Genomic DNA, 16,639 nt, shown 5'->3' with positions numbered 1-16,639 from the left:
TCAATAGGTTAATTTTCATCAAAATACGGTTTATCTATCTGTTTTACAACAAGATATTCGATCCCTTTCTTATTGATTTGAAAAAACAAGAATATCCAGTGTTCTATTTTCTTTTATCAGAGATAAGCCCATATCATTTAAGATCTTTTTTAAACTTTCGGGATCTTCCGGCTGAAAAGAAAATTTAACATCAAACTTCTGTTTGTCCCCCGTTTCGTCCAGAACAATACTTTTCAATGAACCATAATTTTCCAGATAAGCAGCAAAGTCCTTCATGGTAACCGATTGTTGATCTATCTCTCCGTGTCTGGCATAATAGGTCCGCTGACCAGAACGATTAACCGGGATTTTTTTAAATTGATTCCAGTCTGTAATTTTTAAAACAGAAACCACTCTATCCTGCTTCTCGACCCATACTTTCAGCTCAAATTTTTCGGACAGTTCTTTCTTTAAAACAGGAAAAAGCTGTTCCTTATTTTCTACAATAAGATCAAAGGAATAGACCTTTTTATTTTCTTTTTTACCCGTCCGGTCAAGCACCCTTCGATCTGGAAAATTTCCATAAGCGATCTTGTATAGGGTTTTTATATCCAGGTTGATCCCGGTTGCCCGTCGACCTCCAAAAACCGGATTATCTGCATACATTGTAAACAACCCCCCACTGCCTTTAATTTCTCCCTGAATTATAAACCGTTTTTTTATGGTGTCAGAAAAGAGGAAAACGCTTTTTAAAAGTTCTTCCGGTTTCATTAAATTATCTACCTTTTGAGGGAGATCAACAGAAGCTCCTTTCCAAACCTTTTCAATAATTTGATCTGTAATGACCTCAGGACTGCTATTTGACAATAGCCTTCCTGATGGGGAAATCAATACCGAGTGAGGAATCAGTTGGTGGGGGAACAAACTGGAAATTTCGTTTGTTGTATCACAGACAAACCATAACAAGGATGTTTTTTTTCTCAAAAACTGGGTTATCCTTAATGGATTCTCTTCGCTAACCAGCAGGACCTGCAGTTTATCCTTATGTTTTTCCTGTAATGCCGACAAATGGGGCATTGCTTCTATACAGGATCCGCACCAGGTTGCCCAAAATTCAATCAAGACTATTTTACCTTCAAAATCTTTTAAAGACCGCTGTTTAAAAGGAGCGTTTAATACCACCTCAAAATTAAGATCAGGAATACTATCCATTATTTTAACCTGTGCAAAAGCTGTATTTATAAGCAAAAATATAATGGCTATACTTTTTTTCATCAGTCTATATTTATGATCATTCATTTGTCCGATGCCATCTTTAATGATTAAAATTATCATTTCAAGCCGGCTCTCTTTTTTCAAAGAAAATCAGAAAAACAAGGCCCTCGGGTTAAACAAGGTTAAGCAGCGTTAATTAGTGTTAATTTATTTTTAAAAAATACCCTGTGGGACTACCTTTATTTAATGAGAAGAAGAATCATCCTGGTCTTGATACTGATGTCCTTATGTGTTACCGGGATTACTGTTCTCCAGTTGTATTGGAATTATCAAAATTATAAATCCACTTTAAGAAAATTCAATACAGACATCAATAATGCTCTGGATATAGCCCTAAATAAGGAAATAGACCTCAGGCAGGAGAAAATTATCTCTAAATTTAAAACCTGGATGGCAGATACGACTCTGGTCCAGATTACCTGCGAAAACAACAACAGAGACAGCAATACCGTTTTCCATGTAAATGACAAGTTTCCTTATTCCCCAAAAGAAAAAGGCTTTGCCTTAGGTTTTGCTGCCTTTAAAGAGAAATTAAAACAAATTACACCCAGCGCAAAATCGTATTTTATTGAGCATTTCGCCAATAGCGTATTAAAAAGGGACTTAAAAAAAGGCTTTGTATATTTCTATACTCAAAAACTCGGAGACAGCCTGAGTAAAATCTATAATGCGGCCAGACTGGATACTTCTGTATTGATCCCGCTCTATAAACAAGAACTGGCATCAAAAGAGATTTATGCTCCTTTCAAATTATTCCTCGGGCTCCCTTCCAAAACACAAATGTTTGTTACCCTCACCATGAGTTCTGCCCTAAAAAGACCTTATGAAAAACAATATGTTTACGCGGCTTTTCAAAATCCAAATCTCTACTTCTTCAAAGCAATGAAATGGCTCATCACTACATCTTGTCTGCTTATCTTTATTACTCTTTTTTGCTTTGGATATACCCTGCGAACCTTATTTTCTCAACAGAAACTAGCACAATTAAAAGATGAGTTCATCAATAACATGACCCATGAACTCAACACCCCCTTATCTTCTATAAAAATAACCGCTGAGTCCTTAGGTAAATTCGACCACGACGCCCAAACAACAAAAGAATATTTAAACATTATTCTTTATCAGACAGAGAAGTTAAGTTCTATGGCCAACCACATTCTCCAGTTAAACCGTCCCACTGGGCTTTACAAAAATACAGAAGATATTGAACTCAATGCCCTTATTAAAAGGGCCATATCTGATCTCTTACCAAAAAGCAAAGACAAAAATGCCCGTATTTATTTTCAAGCGTCAAAAAATCCTATAATCATCAGTGGCGAATCACAAGCCCTGGTGAATGTCCTGATCAATCTCATAGACAATGCTTTAAAATACAACAAAGCAGATCCCAAACTGGACATCAGGATCCATAATGACACCAAATATTCAGAAATTTCCATCGCAGATAATGGCATTGGGATTCCTCCTGAATACCGGGATAAAATTTTTGAAAAATTTTTCCGGGTACCAACTGGCAATATCCATGATGTGAAAGGATATGGCCTGGGGCTTTTTTATGTAAAAGAAGTTATCCTAAAACACAAAGGGACAATAAAAGTCTCGTCAAATCAGCCCCGTGGAACAGTGTTTAAAATTAAAATCCCACTGGCTTAATGGAAACTTATAAGATTTTATTAGTAGAAGATGAACCCTTTTTGTCCAGGGTATTGAAAGAGAGTCTGGAACAGCGGAATTACCTGGTCAGTTATGCTCCGGACGGAGAAAAGGCTTATGGTCTATTTAAAAACAATACTTTTTCACTCTGTATTGTAGATGTGATGTTGCCCCTGATGGACGGCTTCAGTCTGGTTGAACGACTCAGAAAATTAAATCCGACCATTCCAATATTATTTCTCACTGCAAAAACTTCTACCGAAGATTTAATTAAGGGTTATAAAAGCGGCGGAAACGATTATCTGCGAAAACCATTCAGCCTTGATGAACTCTTCCTCAGAATAGAAGAATTATTAAACAGGCCTCATTTTCAGGAGCAAAAAATGAAAGAGCAACAACATGTTATCGGCCAATTTTTATTTTCCCCTCATAAACAAGAGCTTCGTTTTTCCGGAAAACCTGAAATAAAACTCTCCCATAAAGAAACAGAGCTTTTACTTTTATTGTATAAAAATAAAAATGCCATACTTGACAGGAAGACCACATTGGTATCTCTCTGGGGAGATGACAATTTTTATAATACCCGGACAATGGACGTTTTTATCACCAAGCTCCGCAAACACCTTAAACAAGATCCTAATATTGAAATCCTCAATATCCGTGGATTAGGCTATAAACTGATCTGCTAGGCTACGGCTTCAAAATTGTATGGTTCATAACCCATGCCTTACAGCAAAGTAGGATTGAAGGATATTTTGCGTATTTTTATATAAACGCACCATGATGAGTTCTATACTTCAGTCCATATCACACATCATCAGTTATGTCAGTATTGCCATCATTTGCTATGGCGCTTCGGTTGGACTGATCAAATTTATCGTTAACGAGCTTAATCGTTTCCGAAATTCTTTTTCTCTGGCAAAAACGGTACAAATTAAAATAGAAGTAGGCTATTACTTATTGCTTGGTCTGGAATTTCTCATCGCATCAGATGTGATCGATACCATACTCAACCCTTCTTTTGACGATCTGGGAATATTAGCAGGAACAGTTCTCATCCGCACAGGACTTTCTTTTTTCCTCAATAAAGAAATTGAAAATATTGCGGTCAATAAAAGACACAAGGAAAATTAGTCTGCATTTTCTAGCCCCGGAGAATAAAACCTAAAGCACTAACGAGCTTTGGTGTTCTTTTTAAGGACCTTTGTTTTCGTTTTCAAATTTGAGCAAACCTGTCGGTTTTGTTCTATTTTACCTATAGAGTGATCTGCATCTTTATCTAAAAATCAGATCCATGAAATTATTTTCTACACTTCTTTTTATGCTGATGTTGTCTGCATCAGCAACAGGACAAACAAATACAAATGTGCTTAGTGGTAAAGCGCTATTTGAAAACAAATGCATCAGATGTCATGGCAAAGATGGCACAAAGGGAATGTTTGGCGCCAAAAATTTACAGGAAAGCCGACTGGCCAATGACATCTTGCTCCGTATTATTTCTGATGGTAAGGGGATAATGCCCTCCTGGAAGAAAAAATTGAGTGCAGAACAACTATTATTGTTAATAGACTATATTAAAACCTTAAGAAAATAGACAGGTAAATCTGTAAAGGTCGAACAAGGAAGTATTGTACTTTACTGAACAAAGGACTGTCCGTTTTCGCACGGTCCTTTGTTCTTTTTTCTTTCAATACAACTCTGCTTGATTTAAAGCGCTTTTTTCAGTCCTGGCACCAGCCTTGCCAATAGAGGATTATGACAAGAACACTAAAACCCAACATGATGCACCTGAAATTTTTCAGTATGTTTCTTTTCGCAACCCTACTTTCGATTCATGTAAGTTATGGTCAGCAAGATAATTCCTCCGCACTTAAAAAAGATAAACTTGCTGCCGAACAGGCTGTACTGTACCAAGAGATCCTCAAAGCAGATAGCCTCTTATTTCATGCCTTTAACAATTGTGACAGCGTTACCTATAAAAAATTTTTCAAACCTGACCTGGAGTTCTATCACGATCTGGGCGGTCTCACTATAGGATCGGAGAATGAACTCAAATCATTCAGGGAAATGTGTAAAAGAGGTAATCATATCCGGAGAGAGTTAATTAAAAGTAGTTTTGAAGTCCATCCGTTAAAAGGCTACGGGGCTGTCGAAATTGCTACCCATCGTTTTTATCACACCAATAAAGGACAGCAGGAAAAAATCAGTGGGACCTACAAATTCATACACATCTGGCAATTTAAAGACGGGCAGTGGAAAATTTCCCGGATCATTAGCTATGGCCATGACGAGATCCATAATGATTAGGACATATTATAACTTTGGGATGTCCATAGTTGAAGAGGAAGAAACGATCCTGGGAGGAAGTCTTATCCTTTTATGGGCTCTTGCTAAAGAAAGACTTTAAGAGTCTGGGCACAAGAATGAAACAAACAACTTAAACTCTTATTTCCTGTAATTTCACCGATTAAATTGTTTTAAACCGGCCGTTGCGTAATCAAAATTATCTGCCATACAGCCCATGCGAATCCACCTAGCACGAGTAGGGTCAGAAATAATTTGTATATGATTTTACCCGCCTTACTTTTTGGTGGAACAAACAGTAAATCTTGCCATTCAAACATATATGAAGGTAACAATTATTGATCATATCCTCTGCCGATAACTGTTCAGAAAAGAAATAAAATATAGTTGATACACCTCTTTAAAAACAAAAAAGCCAGCAGTTATGTATAACTACTGGCAAAAGTCGTGGTCTCGACGGGAATCGAACCCATATCTAAAGTTTAGGAAACTTCTATTCTATCCGTTGAACTACGAAACCAATTAACACATTACCTTTCTGAAGAACCCTCCAAGTGGCAACGGCCGCAAATATACTAATAAAACCATTTGTTTAAATAGTTCTTTAAACAAATTTCAATCAGGCCCTTATTGCTCATACAGGTAAACCGCAGCAGGTTCTTTTTACCGGACCACGCTGCCGTTATGGTGTTTTTCACGGGGCGCAACAAAATCAAGCTTCCCATCGGCATTTTCCGACATTAAAATCATGCCTTGTGATACAATTCCTTTAATTTCCCTTGGCGCCAGATTCACCACCAAGCTCACCTGCTGTCCAATAATGTCCTCTGGTTTAAAATATTCAGCAATTCCCGATACGACTGTTCTTTGATCCAATCCGGTATCCAGGGTCAGTTTCAATAACTTTTTCGTTTTTTCAACCTTTTCAGCCGCTACGATTGTGGCCACCCGGATGTCAACGGCATTGAAATCTTCAAATTGTATATTTTCTTTAGCAGAGGCCGTCACCGCGTTGGCCAGTGAATTTGCTTCTTTACTTTTATTCAGTTTATCTATCTGCGCCTGTACAACCTCATCTTCTATCTTTTCAAATAAAAGCTCCGCCTGATTAAGCTGATGCCCACGGTGTAACAAATGCATTTTACCCGCATCTTCCCATAAATGGCCTCCATAATTCAGCATTTTCATAAGCTTATCTGCTGTAAAAGGTAAAAATGGTTCAATCAGGATCTCTATGCTTGCTGCAATCTGCAAACTGATGTTCAGAATAGTCCGTACCCGATCTTCATCTGTTTTGATCACCTTCCATGGCTCTGTATCGGCCAGGTATTTGTTACCCAAACGGGCTACATTCATTACCTCTGAGAGGGCTTCCCTGAACCTGTAATTTTCTATAGATGCACTGATTTTTTCCGGATAAGCAGCAAGCTCATCAATTACCTGCTGATCTTCGGGCCTAATTTCCATCAGCATAGGGACCTTACCGTCAAAATACTTATGGGTGAGCACTACCACCCGGTTGATAAAGTTTCCAAGCACCGCCACCAGTTCATTGTTGTTGCGCGCCTGAAAATCTTTCCAGGTAAAGTCATTATCCTTCGTTTCAGGGGCCGTAGAAGTCAAAACATATCGAAGCACATCCTGTTTGCCTTTAAACTCCTCCAGGTATTCATTTAACCAGACGGCCCAGTTTTTAGAGGTCGAGATCTTTTGTCCCTCCAGGTTCAAAAATTCATTGGCAGGAACATTATCCGCAAGAATATAACCACCATGCGCCATTAACATGGCCGGAAATATAATACAATGGAAAACAATATTGTCTTTACCTATAAAATGAACCAGTTTTGTCTGCTCATCCTTCCAGTAATCTTCCCAGTTCCCTTTGGACAGGGTGTTCTGATTAATGTAATATTCTTCTGCTTTCGGGTTCCAAACATCCAGCCTGGCATAATCAAACAGTTCTTTTGTGGCAGAAATATAACCGATAGGCGCATCAAACCAAACATAAAGTACTTTTCCTTCCGCGTCCTTAACCGGAACTTTTACCCCCCAGTCCAGGTCACGGGTCATTGCCCTTGGTTGCAGACCCGCATTCAGCCAGCTTTGACACTGTCCATAAACATTTGGCCTCCATTCTTTGTGACTTTCTATATAGGTACGCAATTGTTCCTCATATTTATCAAGGGGCAGGAACCAGTTTTTAGTTTCCTTCCGGACTGGTGGTTCACCCGAAAGGGTTGATTTGGGGTTGATCAAATCCGTTGCATTTAAGGTGCTGCCACAATTTTCGCACTGGTCACCATAGGCGTTTTCGTTGCCACATTTAGGACAGGTTCCGGTGATGTAGCGATCGGCGAGAAAAGTTTGTGCCTTTTCATCATAATATTGCTCCGTTACCTCTTCTGTAAAAACCCCTTTATCATATAGGTGCTCAAAGAAGTCAGAAGCAGTCTGGTGGTGCATCTGGGAAGAAGTCCTGTGATAAATATCAAAAGATACCCCGAATTCCTTAAAAGAATCCCCGATGATTTTATGGTATTTATCAACCACTTCCTGAGGACTCACGCCTTCTTTTTTTGCTTTAAGGGTAATCGGCACCCCGTTTTCATCAGATCCACAAATGAACTTCACATCCCTTTTATTGGATCTTAGGTACCGGACATAAGTATCAGCCGGCAGGTATACGCCTGCCAAATGACCAATATGGACCGGACCATTGGTATAAGGTAAAGCCGCCGTAACGGTATATCTTTTTATTTTACTGTTATCCAAAACTATTTTTATTATTTTGTCAAAGATAAGAGTTTTAGCCATGATTAAACAGCCGCCACACCTAAAAAAGGGAGACAAAATTGCACTAGTTTCCCCTGCAAAAAAACTACCGGGAGATATAGATTTCGCATTAGGAGTTTTTAAGCAATGGGGATTGGAGGTGGTTATTGGAGAAAGCGTTTATGCCAGCCATCATCAGTTTGCCGGCCCAGACGAGTTAAGAGCTCAAGACCTGCAACATTTTTTAGATGATCCTTCTATAAAAGCAATTGTAGCGGCCAGAGGTGGCTATGGTGTGATCCGGATTATAGACCAGCTGGACTTCAGTAAATTTAAACAGCAGCCCAAATGGCTCGTTGGTTTCAGCGATATTACCGTATTGCTTTCTCATGTAATGGCCAATTTACAGGTTCAGAGTATTCATGGGCAAATGCCTTATACTTTTAAAGAATCGACCCCTGAAGCTTTGGAGTCTTTACGTAAAGCTCTGTTCGGTGAGCCCCTGGAGTATCGTTATAAAAGTACTTTTCCGAACCGGGAGGGTACGGCAGAAGGCATCCTGATCGGAGGGAACCTAACCTTACTGGTGATGGTACAGGGCTCTGTTTCTGAAATGGATTATACGGATAAGATCTTATTTATAGAGGATGTGGCCGAGTCGCCCTCTTCCGTGGACCGAATGATGAGAATGCTCAAAAGAGCGGGCAAATTAAGCTCATTAAAAGGCCTAATTGTGGGCGCTTTTAATGAGCTTCCTGAGGAAAAAATTCCTTTTGGTCAATCACCTGAAGAAGTGATCCTGGAAATTGTAAAGGCGTATGACTATCCGGTTTGTTTTAATTTTCCCCTAGGTCATATTGAAGACAATAAGGCAATCGTATTAGGCAAACAAGCGAAGTTGAACATTACCGGGAGCGCGGCGGAGTTGTTGTATAAATAAAAAAGGGGATTCTTTCGAATCCCCTTTTTCCAATCTGTTGTACTTACTACAAAGAGTTGTAGTATATAAATAGTTTTGAAAGATCTGTATCGTTACTAAAGTTAACCTTTGAATTTTTAGCATAAGTTTCAACTTCAGCTTTATGGTTAGACAATTCCGAAAGAACAGCGCTTTTTCCGGGTTTAAACAAGGTCAGCGTATTGTTTGATTTATTATAAACGTAATAAGCTGTTTTGGTTAAAATTGTTTGGGTAAGCGTCGCAGAATTATATACTTTCTCCTCCCAAAGAATTTTCCAGGTACGCTTTAACAGGCTAACCTGTCCATCAGCCAATACTTCAAAATAATCTTTAGGCGTCGTATTGGATGATTTCGGGAATCCTTTTTTAAATACCCTGTTTACAACTGCACCATCTCTCACTGAATAAAAAGCGGCAGAAACAACATCATCATTAAAAGACATTTTCTCACCTTCTTTGCCCTTATAAATAACTTGCTGCCCCATAATATCAATATTCATGGGAACATCTTTATAAACTTTATTACCCGAAAGTTCAACGGTTCCTTTTACCCAATCATCAAATAACAAAGGGTTTCCTGTAAGGTCTGCCCCTAATCCTGATTTAAAGGGCCTCCCGCTTTTATCTTCAAGATACTGTTGGGCCTGAGCCGCCGAATTTAGAGTAACTGCAGCAAGGACAAGGAGAAGAAAAAATTTGTTTTTTAACATATGCCTAAAAATTAAATAGCCCTTCATAATTATGAAGGGCTAACTATTAATAAATATTACCAACCAGTGTTTTGTACCATTGGATTTCTGTCCAATTCAGATTGAGGAATTGGGAAGATCCTTTTGAAATTGGTATAAAGGACAGAAGAGACAGAAGAATTCCTTCCGGTAATGTCTCTTTTCAGCCTGGTCAATGTTGGGTAACGATCCCCTTCAAAAGCAAGTTCTTTCCTGCGTTCTGTAAGGATACGTTCCAATAAAGCAGGACCTGTTTCTGTAACCGTTGAGGCAGGGTCTCTTTGTGCCACCAAAGTTTGAAGAAGCGTTGTGGCATCAGCCGTACCCAGGTTATATCCCGCTTCAGCGGCAATCAGGTACATATCTGAAATGCGGAGTATCTTTTTACCACCATAATCTTTCGTATTAGAAATTTTATTGATGATATAAGCCGGGTTTTCCGCTCTAACCCTTGATCCTACAGTAATTAAAGTTTTTCTTAAATCTGTAGCAGAGAACGTGTCATAAAAAGCTTTGGTAGTTAAACCATCTCCGTAACCACTCTGGCTATAAAAGTAAGGCAACTCATCAAAACCGGCGTTGTCAATCTGATCAGAAATTACCTCAAAAAGGGTCTCATAAGTCTGAGGAGTCACAGCAGTCCAGTAATTTGAAAAATTTCCTGTTGTCAACAATGCTCTACCCGAGTTTGCAATTACACTTTTAGCCTGATCATAAGCCAATTGATAACTTGCAGGAGTTCCTTTGAACAGGTTCACTTTTGCGGATAGTGCCAAAGCTCCATATTTACTAAATCTAGAAGCAGATTGATTAATGGTCATTAAAGTAAATGCTTTGTCCAAATCGGCAGCAATCTGATCGTAAACCTGCTGAACCGTAGCGCGGCCTGGCTTATTGTTAATGTCAAAATTCAACACAATTGGAACACCTGGCCCAGAAGGATTGTCTGTATAGGGTCTGGCAAAAGCTTTAACCAATTCAAAATACATTAGAGCCCTGATTGCATAGGCCTCTCCTTTGTACTGGTTTACATTTGCCTGAGAGGTGACAACAGGAGTAGAGTTGATCACATTGTTTGCCCTCAAAATAACCATATACGCATTTTGCCAAACACCCAATACATCTGCGTTATTGATGACATAAGAGTAATTGTTATTTTGCGTATATCTACCGGAATTCCTTGACGAAGTAAAAACATTATCTGCCATTAAATCTCCAAGCAGGGGAATTGCTCTTCCGAATAACGTAGAACTCCTTAACCCGGCATAGGTACCTGTCAAAGCGGTTAAAACATCAGCGTCTGCCTTTAAAGCGTCAGTCGCATCGATTGAGGTTGCAGGTGGCTGATTAAAAAAGTCTTTCTTGCAGGAAGACGCAGTTAATGTGCCCACCAACATACCTGAATACACAATATATTTAAAATTCTTTCTCATTTCTTTTCTAATTAAAATCCAACATTCACACCGAACGTAACTGTTTTAGGAATAAACAATTCAAAAGTATTCGTACCTCCAGTACCAGTAGACTCAGGATCGTAAGGTAATTTTTTATCCTTGATCCAAGTAAACAGGTTTGATCCTCTAGCATATACACGAACGCTCGATAACTTTGCTTTGGTAAGCCATTCTTTAGGTAAGTTATAGCCTAAAGTAATATCTCTTAAGCGAACAAAGTCACCTCTGTTTAACATCCTGTCCGAAACAGCAAAGGAGTTTGTTCCATTACCATAAACCATTTTAGGTACATCTGTAATGTCCCCTGGTTTTTGCCAGCGCGCCAATTCTGTTGCACTTTGGTTGTAGGATCCCAGGTAGGCACCACCACTGTTTTGATACTGATAATAGCTGTTATAAATCCAGTTTCCAAAATTGTAGTAGAACAAGGCATCTAAGCTCAGTCCTTTGTAAGTAAGGGTTGTTCCAAAACTACCGAAAGCTTTAGGTGCGGCCGATTTACCCAACAATACCCTTTGCGCTTGTCCGTAAACTTCGGTTGTAGTCGTTCTGGTAGCGTCAGTGTACCATCTAGGCATACCATTATCCGGATTTACACCCGCATATTGTGGCAAGTAAAATGACTGATAATCCTGACCAACCTGACGAATAAAAGGACTTGAAATCTGTTTGTCGGTAACAAGGTTTGTTAATTTGTTTTTATTTAAGGCAATGTTAAAGTTTAAGTTCCACTCGAAATCTCTTGTTTTAACTGGAGAACCCGCTAAAGTTACTTCCACACCCCTGTTGCGCATACCACCAAAGTTATCAATATAGCTGGCGAATCCTGTCGTATAAGAAACGTTTACTGGTAATAATAAACTGGTCGATTGACGGTTGTAGAAATCAAAATTGGCAGTTAACCTGTTGTTAAACAATCCCAAATCAAAACCTACATCAAAACTTTTTGTTTTTTCCCAGGTTAAATTCGGATTTCCATATTGAGTAGGTCCACTACCGATTGCACCATTATATACAAAGTTGTAACCCGTTCTAGTCAAACCATACAATGTTCTCCAGGAGTTGTAACCTGTACCGGCATTACCAGTAAGACCATAACTTGCTCTTAATTTCAACTGGCTGATCCATTGGTATTGTTTGATAAAATCTTCCTGTTCTGCATTCCACGTACCACCTACTGACCAGAAATCACCATATTGGTTGTTTACACCAAAACGGGAAGAACCGTCACGTCTGAAACTTGCAGAAAGCACATATTTATTTTTGTAAGAGATATCTCCCAAAGCCAAAAGAGAAGCAAAAGTATACACCTGATTTGTACCAGTAGTAGAAATCGGTGTTGCTCCAACACTTGGCACCTGGTAATTGGTATTCAACGGCACATTATAAGCCGCTAACCCTATAGAATAGTAGTTTGACTTTTGGGCTTCGTAACCTGCTTTAATATTTGCAACCCAGTTATTATTTGCATCAATATCAATATGATAATCAACCAAATTGGTCCATACCCAGTTGAAATACCTGGTATAGTTGCGATATGTACGTCCACCTACGTTTCTTCCGTCACCATAAGTCGGGCTATTATAAGAATCCTCTTCTATATTATTGTAATCAATACCATACTTAGTAGAGATCTTTAAATTTGGAAGGATTTTATATTCACCATAAACCGAAGTGATTGCTTTTTGGGTATTGTTGTTTCCATTGTCATTTTGAAGAATCGCCAATGGATTAAACAAACCTGCTCCTGGGGCCAAGGCACCAGAAATATTTGGCGTACCATCGTCATTTGTTGCCCTTAAATCAGGCATGATGAACAAAGCACTCAATACCGGGTTTCCAAATGCACCACCATTTAATAAGGATTTTGTGTTTGAACTCGAAAGGATGATGTTTGTTCCGAAAGACAATTTCTCATTAAATTTGTGCTTAAGGTTCACATTTCCGGAAACACGATCAAATTTTGACCTTTGAACAGTAGCATCCTGGCTAAAATAACCACCACCAACGTGGAACTGTGTTTTGGCATCGCCACCATCGAAAGCCAGGTTATAACTTTGTTGTTTACCTGTCCTGGTTACAGCTTTATACCAATCTGTGTTGGTTCCTTCATTGATTCCAACTCCATCTGGAGAAACCACAAAAGCCCTGATATTGGCTGGTGTCAATCCGTAAGCTGCTACCAGATCTGGTCTGTTTAATAAACCTTCACCAATTAATGTAATGTTTTCGTCTGTTGTTAAAGGCCTTGTATTTCCATTGAAAGTTCCTGGTTTAACAAAACCATACTCTGCATCCACTCTGATTTTAGTTTTTCCGGCTTTACCACTTTTGGTTGTAATTAAAATTACACCATTGGCACCACGTGAACCATAAATCGCTGTTGAAGCCGCATCTTTTAAAACCGTCATGTTTTCAACATCATTCGGGTTCAATCCAGCTAAAGCATTTGAAGTTGTTGTATTGTTAGAAAGGTCACCCGAGTTAACTGGAATACCATCAATAACATACAATGGATCTGAAGAACCTGAGATGGAACCCAGACCACGGATCCTGATAGATTGTAGGGCACCTGGCTGACCAGAAGCACCAACTGATTGTAAACCAGCTACGCGACCTTGCAAGGCCTTATCTACTGATGTAAAAGGTGTTTGTTCCAGATCTTTAGCTCCAACAGTTACCGTAGAACCCGTTGCTCTAACCTTAGTTGTAGAACCATAACCTGTAATAACCAATTCCTCTAATGATTTAGAGTCAGAGGTCAAAGAAACATTAACTACATTTCCTGAGATTTCGACCGAACTAGACAGGTAGCCGATATAAGTAAACTCAAGAGCTCTTGCTGATGCAGCCACTTTAATCGTAAATTTTCCATCTGATCCTGTTTGTGTGGCCCCTGCAGCCCCCTTAACTCTTACACTTACACCAGGTAACGGTAATCCGTCTTCCTTTCCCGTAACTGTACCAGTTATTGTCCGTTGTTGAGCTATTGCTGAAGCCGCAAAAAGCATAAACACGAACAAACTTTGTAGAAGTTTTTTCATGAATTTTAAAAATTTAGGTGAATAATAATGGTCTAATATATTCGTTGTTTCGCTCTTGTGCAAATAAATTTTAACATTATTTAACATTATTTTAAGAAAAAGCCAATTTTAAAGGCTTTGAGCTATAATTTGTTATGGAAGAAAAATCTTCAGGTAATGTTGATAATTAAAGAAATGTTAAAAAAACACGAATGTGTTGAAATCACCTAAAACCATAGGTAAACCAGACCAATTGAAGAAAATGTCAAAACTACAGAATTAGATTTCCCTCCGGATCTTCCAGTACCATCAATAACACTGGCCACACCAACAGAAGTTCTATGTATAAATGAAAAGGGATACACGATATAGTGTATCCCTTTTCATTTATACTTGTAAGACCGCTTCTTTACTTAGGCCTAGCCCCCCGGGGGTTCGTCTGAGATGAACCCTGTTTTATGATAACCGCTTACTTTATAAGTAACTCCATTTACGATCAGGTCAAAAGTAATCAAATCCGCAGGGGTATTAGAAACTGGCCCAACTGTCCCGTTACTAATCACCTTTCCATTAGCAATACTAAAAGCCGTTACCGCAGCATTTGCGTTTACATTTGCAACATTATTTGCTGAAAAACTTTGAGCACCCACATCCACACTTACCTTACCTTTAAATCCAATAGGAAGACCTTTTACAGGTCCTTTTGCAGGGTCTGTGTTCACATGGATATTGTTTGAGGTAAGTCCAGTTGTTTCCAGCCACATCGTTACTGAAGAATTATCAGAAGTATTATAGGTATATATGGTCCAATAAAATCCCGACTTATCATTCACTTTGACAAACCAATCTCCAGCCAGCTTTTCCATTGCCGTACCACCTGCGGGCACATTTTTCTTGCAGGAAGAAATAAAAACAGCAATCACCAGGACAACAAGGGTCCTTCTTAAAATATATTTTTTCATTTTCTTTAATTCTAATTCTGTTTACACAAGACTATTTACCCCACCACACCTTGGTATAAATTGGAGCTTCTGCGGGCGTATTCGTGTTCCGGCTTTTCTCTACGTCAGGAAAAACAAATCTTCTTGGAAAATTTCCTGCTCCGGTAGCCCCGTTGGGTGAATAAACGAGCTGTCCGGGAACATAAGCCGGATCTTTTGAATATACAGGACTTATTTTGGGATACCCTGTTCGATTTTGCTCAAAAAAGGCCTCAAGTGCATGCGAACCAAATAAAGAAGCCCATTTCTGTACAATTATTGCTTCGATTTTTTGATCCAGTGTACCTGAAGAGGGGTATTCATAGGCACCCCCAGCAGTGATTAAAGCCCCCGGGGCTAAACCAACCTGAGCAAAAGCGGTTGTGACTGCTTTATCATACAAGGCCTTTGCACCAGCACCTCCAAAATAACGCTCCAAAGCCTCTGCCTGCATAAAATAAGACTCCGCTTCACTAATCAGCCATGCAGGATCTGTGGCTTTAATTACCGGCGTTGCCGCAGCATTGTTTCCGATCAGGTAATCCCCCTGATGAATTGAAGGAACCGGGTTAGCCGCTCCAAAAAAAGCACTTGCCCGTGGATCGCTATTTTTGCTCAACCAGCTGGTCAGGGTATAACTTGCCCTCAGGTTGTTAAAGTTTAACCTTCTGCCTTCAAACTCGAAAAAGGGATTTCCTTTATCAGGGGCATCAACAAAAACATTCAACCCTGCCCCTAAATTCAGGAATTGGGCCCCTTTCTGATATAGACCTCTAATTCCAGCCTCTGCTTCCGAGGGTTTCGCATTCACCATTCTCAGATACATTTTAAGCTTCAATGTGTTTGCAAATTTTTCCCAATTATCCATTTGATCAGCAAAATTTGCATTTCCATGGCCGCCGAAAACAAAATCAGTCTTAATTTGACTTGCAGAATGAGACCCTTTTCGAAAATCCTTTGACAGCGCAGCATCAATTTCCGCAATCAACCCTTTGTAAACCGTATAACCATCATCAAACTTGGGCTGCAAAATCGTTGCAGATTGTAATGCTTCGGTATACGGGACTCTATCAAACAAATCGACCAGGACTTCAAAAGTATAAGCGCGCATCACCGTAATCATCAGGTTATAACTCCAATCATTTGCTGTTACAGCCTTTTGAGCTGCCAACTGGTAATCGTTCAAAGCCCCACTATACAATTCAGCATAAGGCGTATTTATATAAGGAGCTGAATTAGAAAGACTATAAGCATCTATGGTCCGATACTGACTAGCCCCATTACTTTGAGTCCAGAATTGGGCCCACAACCCACAAACAATAGCCAATTCACCATTTGACATCGCTACAGTTGACATCACTGCAGCCGGAAAAAGTACTTCTACCGTAGCAGCACCAAGTGGCGGATTATTAGGACTTTCGTTGATGTCAAGTTTTTTGCAACTTAATGCAAAAAACAGTAAGCAGAGTCCTATGATTTTATTTTTGAATATATTTTTCATGATTGCCGAT

At 39.3% G+C, this 16,639-nt stretch carries 13 protein-coding genes and 1 tRNA gene; 6 read left to right on the top strand and 8 right to left on the bottom strand.

The window, feature by feature from the left end; all coding sequences use genetic code 11:
• Positions 1–69 precede the first annotated feature (69 nt).
• Positions 70–1,254 carry a redoxin domain-containing protein gene (locus B0O44_RS06830; RefSeq protein WP_170123283.1) on the bottom strand — a complete coding sequence of 395 codons (1,185 nt, stop codon included), beginning with the start codon at positions 1,252–1,254 and terminating at the stop codon, positions 70–72.
• A 186-nt stretch (positions 1,255–1,440) separates the two neighbouring features.
• On the opposite strand from B0O44_RS06830, the gene B0O44_RS06825 reads away from it, so the two are divergent.
• The 5 genes from B0O44_RS06825 to B0O44_RS06805 all read left to right on the top strand — a co-directional run bounded on the left by B0O44_RS06825 (position 1,441) and on the right by B0O44_RS06805 (position 5,214).
• Positions 1,441–2,907, top strand: a complete 1,467-nt coding sequence (locus tag B0O44_RS06825; RefSeq protein ID WP_110828505.1) for a sensor histidine kinase — start codon at positions 1,441–1,443, stop codon at positions 2,905–2,907.
• Positions 2,907–3,596: a response regulator transcription factor gene (locus B0O44_RS06820; protein WP_110828502.1), complete on the top strand. Its 690-nt coding sequence runs from the start codon at positions 2,907–2,909 to the stop codon at positions 3,594–3,596. Before B0O44_RS06825 ends, B0O44_RS06820 begins: the two co-directional genes overlap by 1 nt.
• A 91-nt stretch (positions 3,597–3,687) precedes the next feature.
• Positions 3,688–4,041 carry a DUF1622 domain-containing protein gene (locus tag B0O44_RS06815; RefSeq protein WP_110828499.1) on the top strand — a complete coding sequence of 118 codons (354 nt, stop codon included), beginning with the start codon at positions 3,688–3,690 and terminating at the stop codon, positions 4,039–4,041.
• A 160-nt stretch (positions 4,042–4,201) separates the two neighbouring features.
• Positions 4,202–4,501: a c-type cytochrome gene (locus tag B0O44_RS06810; protein WP_110828497.1), complete on the top strand. Its 300-nt coding sequence runs from the start codon at positions 4,202–4,204 to the stop codon at positions 4,499–4,501.
• Between the two features lie 161 nt (positions 4,502–4,662).
• Positions 4,663–5,214, top strand: coding sequence for a nuclear transport factor 2 family protein (locus tag B0O44_RS06805; protein WP_110828494.1), 552 nt, complete (start codon positions 4,663–4,665; stop codon positions 5,212–5,214).
• Positions 5,215–5,659: 445 nt separating this feature from the next.
• On the opposite strand, the gene B0O44_RS06800 is transcribed toward B0O44_RS06805, so the two are convergent.
• Positions 5,660–5,731: transfer RNA gene (locus B0O44_RS06800), tRNA-Arg, on the bottom strand.
• Positions 5,732–5,874: 143 nt separating this feature from the next.
• Positions 5,875–8,025 carry a methionine--tRNA ligase gene (gene metG / locus B0O44_RS06795; protein WP_110828491.1) on the bottom strand — a complete coding sequence of 717 codons (2,151 nt, stop codon included), beginning with the start codon at positions 8,023–8,025 and terminating at the stop codon, positions 5,875–5,877.
• Here metG and B0O44_RS06790 point away from each other — a divergent pair.
• A complete protein-coding gene (locus B0O44_RS06790) occupies positions 8,024–8,923 on the top strand; it encodes a S66 peptidase family protein (RefSeq protein ID WP_110828489.1) in 900 nt (299 codons plus the stop codon). The genes metG and B0O44_RS06790 overlap by 2 nt on opposite strands.
• A 46-nt stretch (positions 8,924–8,969) precedes the next feature.
• Here B0O44_RS06790 and B0O44_RS06785 read toward each other — a convergent pair whose 3' ends face one another.
• The 5 genes from B0O44_RS06785 to B0O44_RS06765 form a co-directional block, all read right to left on the bottom strand.
• Positions 8,970–9,653, bottom strand: a complete 684-nt coding sequence (locus B0O44_RS06785) for a hypothetical protein (protein ID WP_146229780.1) — start codon at positions 9,651–9,653, stop codon at positions 8,970–8,972.
• Between the two features lie 56 nt (positions 9,654–9,709).
• A complete protein-coding gene (locus tag B0O44_RS06780) occupies positions 9,710–11,104 on the bottom strand; it encodes a RagB/SusD family nutrient uptake outer membrane protein (RefSeq protein ID WP_110828484.1) in 1,395 nt (464 codons plus the stop codon).
• 11 nt (positions 11,105–11,115) lie between these two features.
• Positions 11,116–14,169, bottom strand: a complete 3,054-nt coding sequence (locus B0O44_RS06775; protein ID WP_170123282.1) for a SusC/RagA family TonB-linked outer membrane protein — start codon at positions 14,167–14,169, stop codon at positions 11,116–11,118.
• Between the two features lie 398 nt (positions 14,170–14,567).
• Entirely contained in the window at positions 14,568–15,110 is a 543-nt protein-coding gene (locus B0O44_RS06770; RefSeq protein ID WP_110828479.1) for a lipid-binding protein, read from the bottom strand.
• A 31-nt stretch (positions 15,111–15,141) separates the two neighbouring features.
• On the bottom strand, positions 15,142–16,629 hold the full coding sequence (locus tag B0O44_RS06765) for a SusD/RagB family nutrient-binding outer membrane lipoprotein (protein WP_110828476.1): 1,488 nt from the start codon (positions 16,627–16,629) through the stop codon (positions 15,142–15,144).
• Positions 16,630–16,639 lie beyond the last annotated feature (10 nt).

Source organism: Pedobacter nutrimenti (assembly GCF_003208655.1).
Lineage (GTDB): Bacteria > Bacteroidota > Bacteroidia > Sphingobacteriales > Sphingobacteriaceae > Pedobacter > Pedobacter nutrimenti.
Note: the sequence above shows the minus strand (reverse complement) of the source record. Positions and strands in the feature narration are given on the sequence as shown.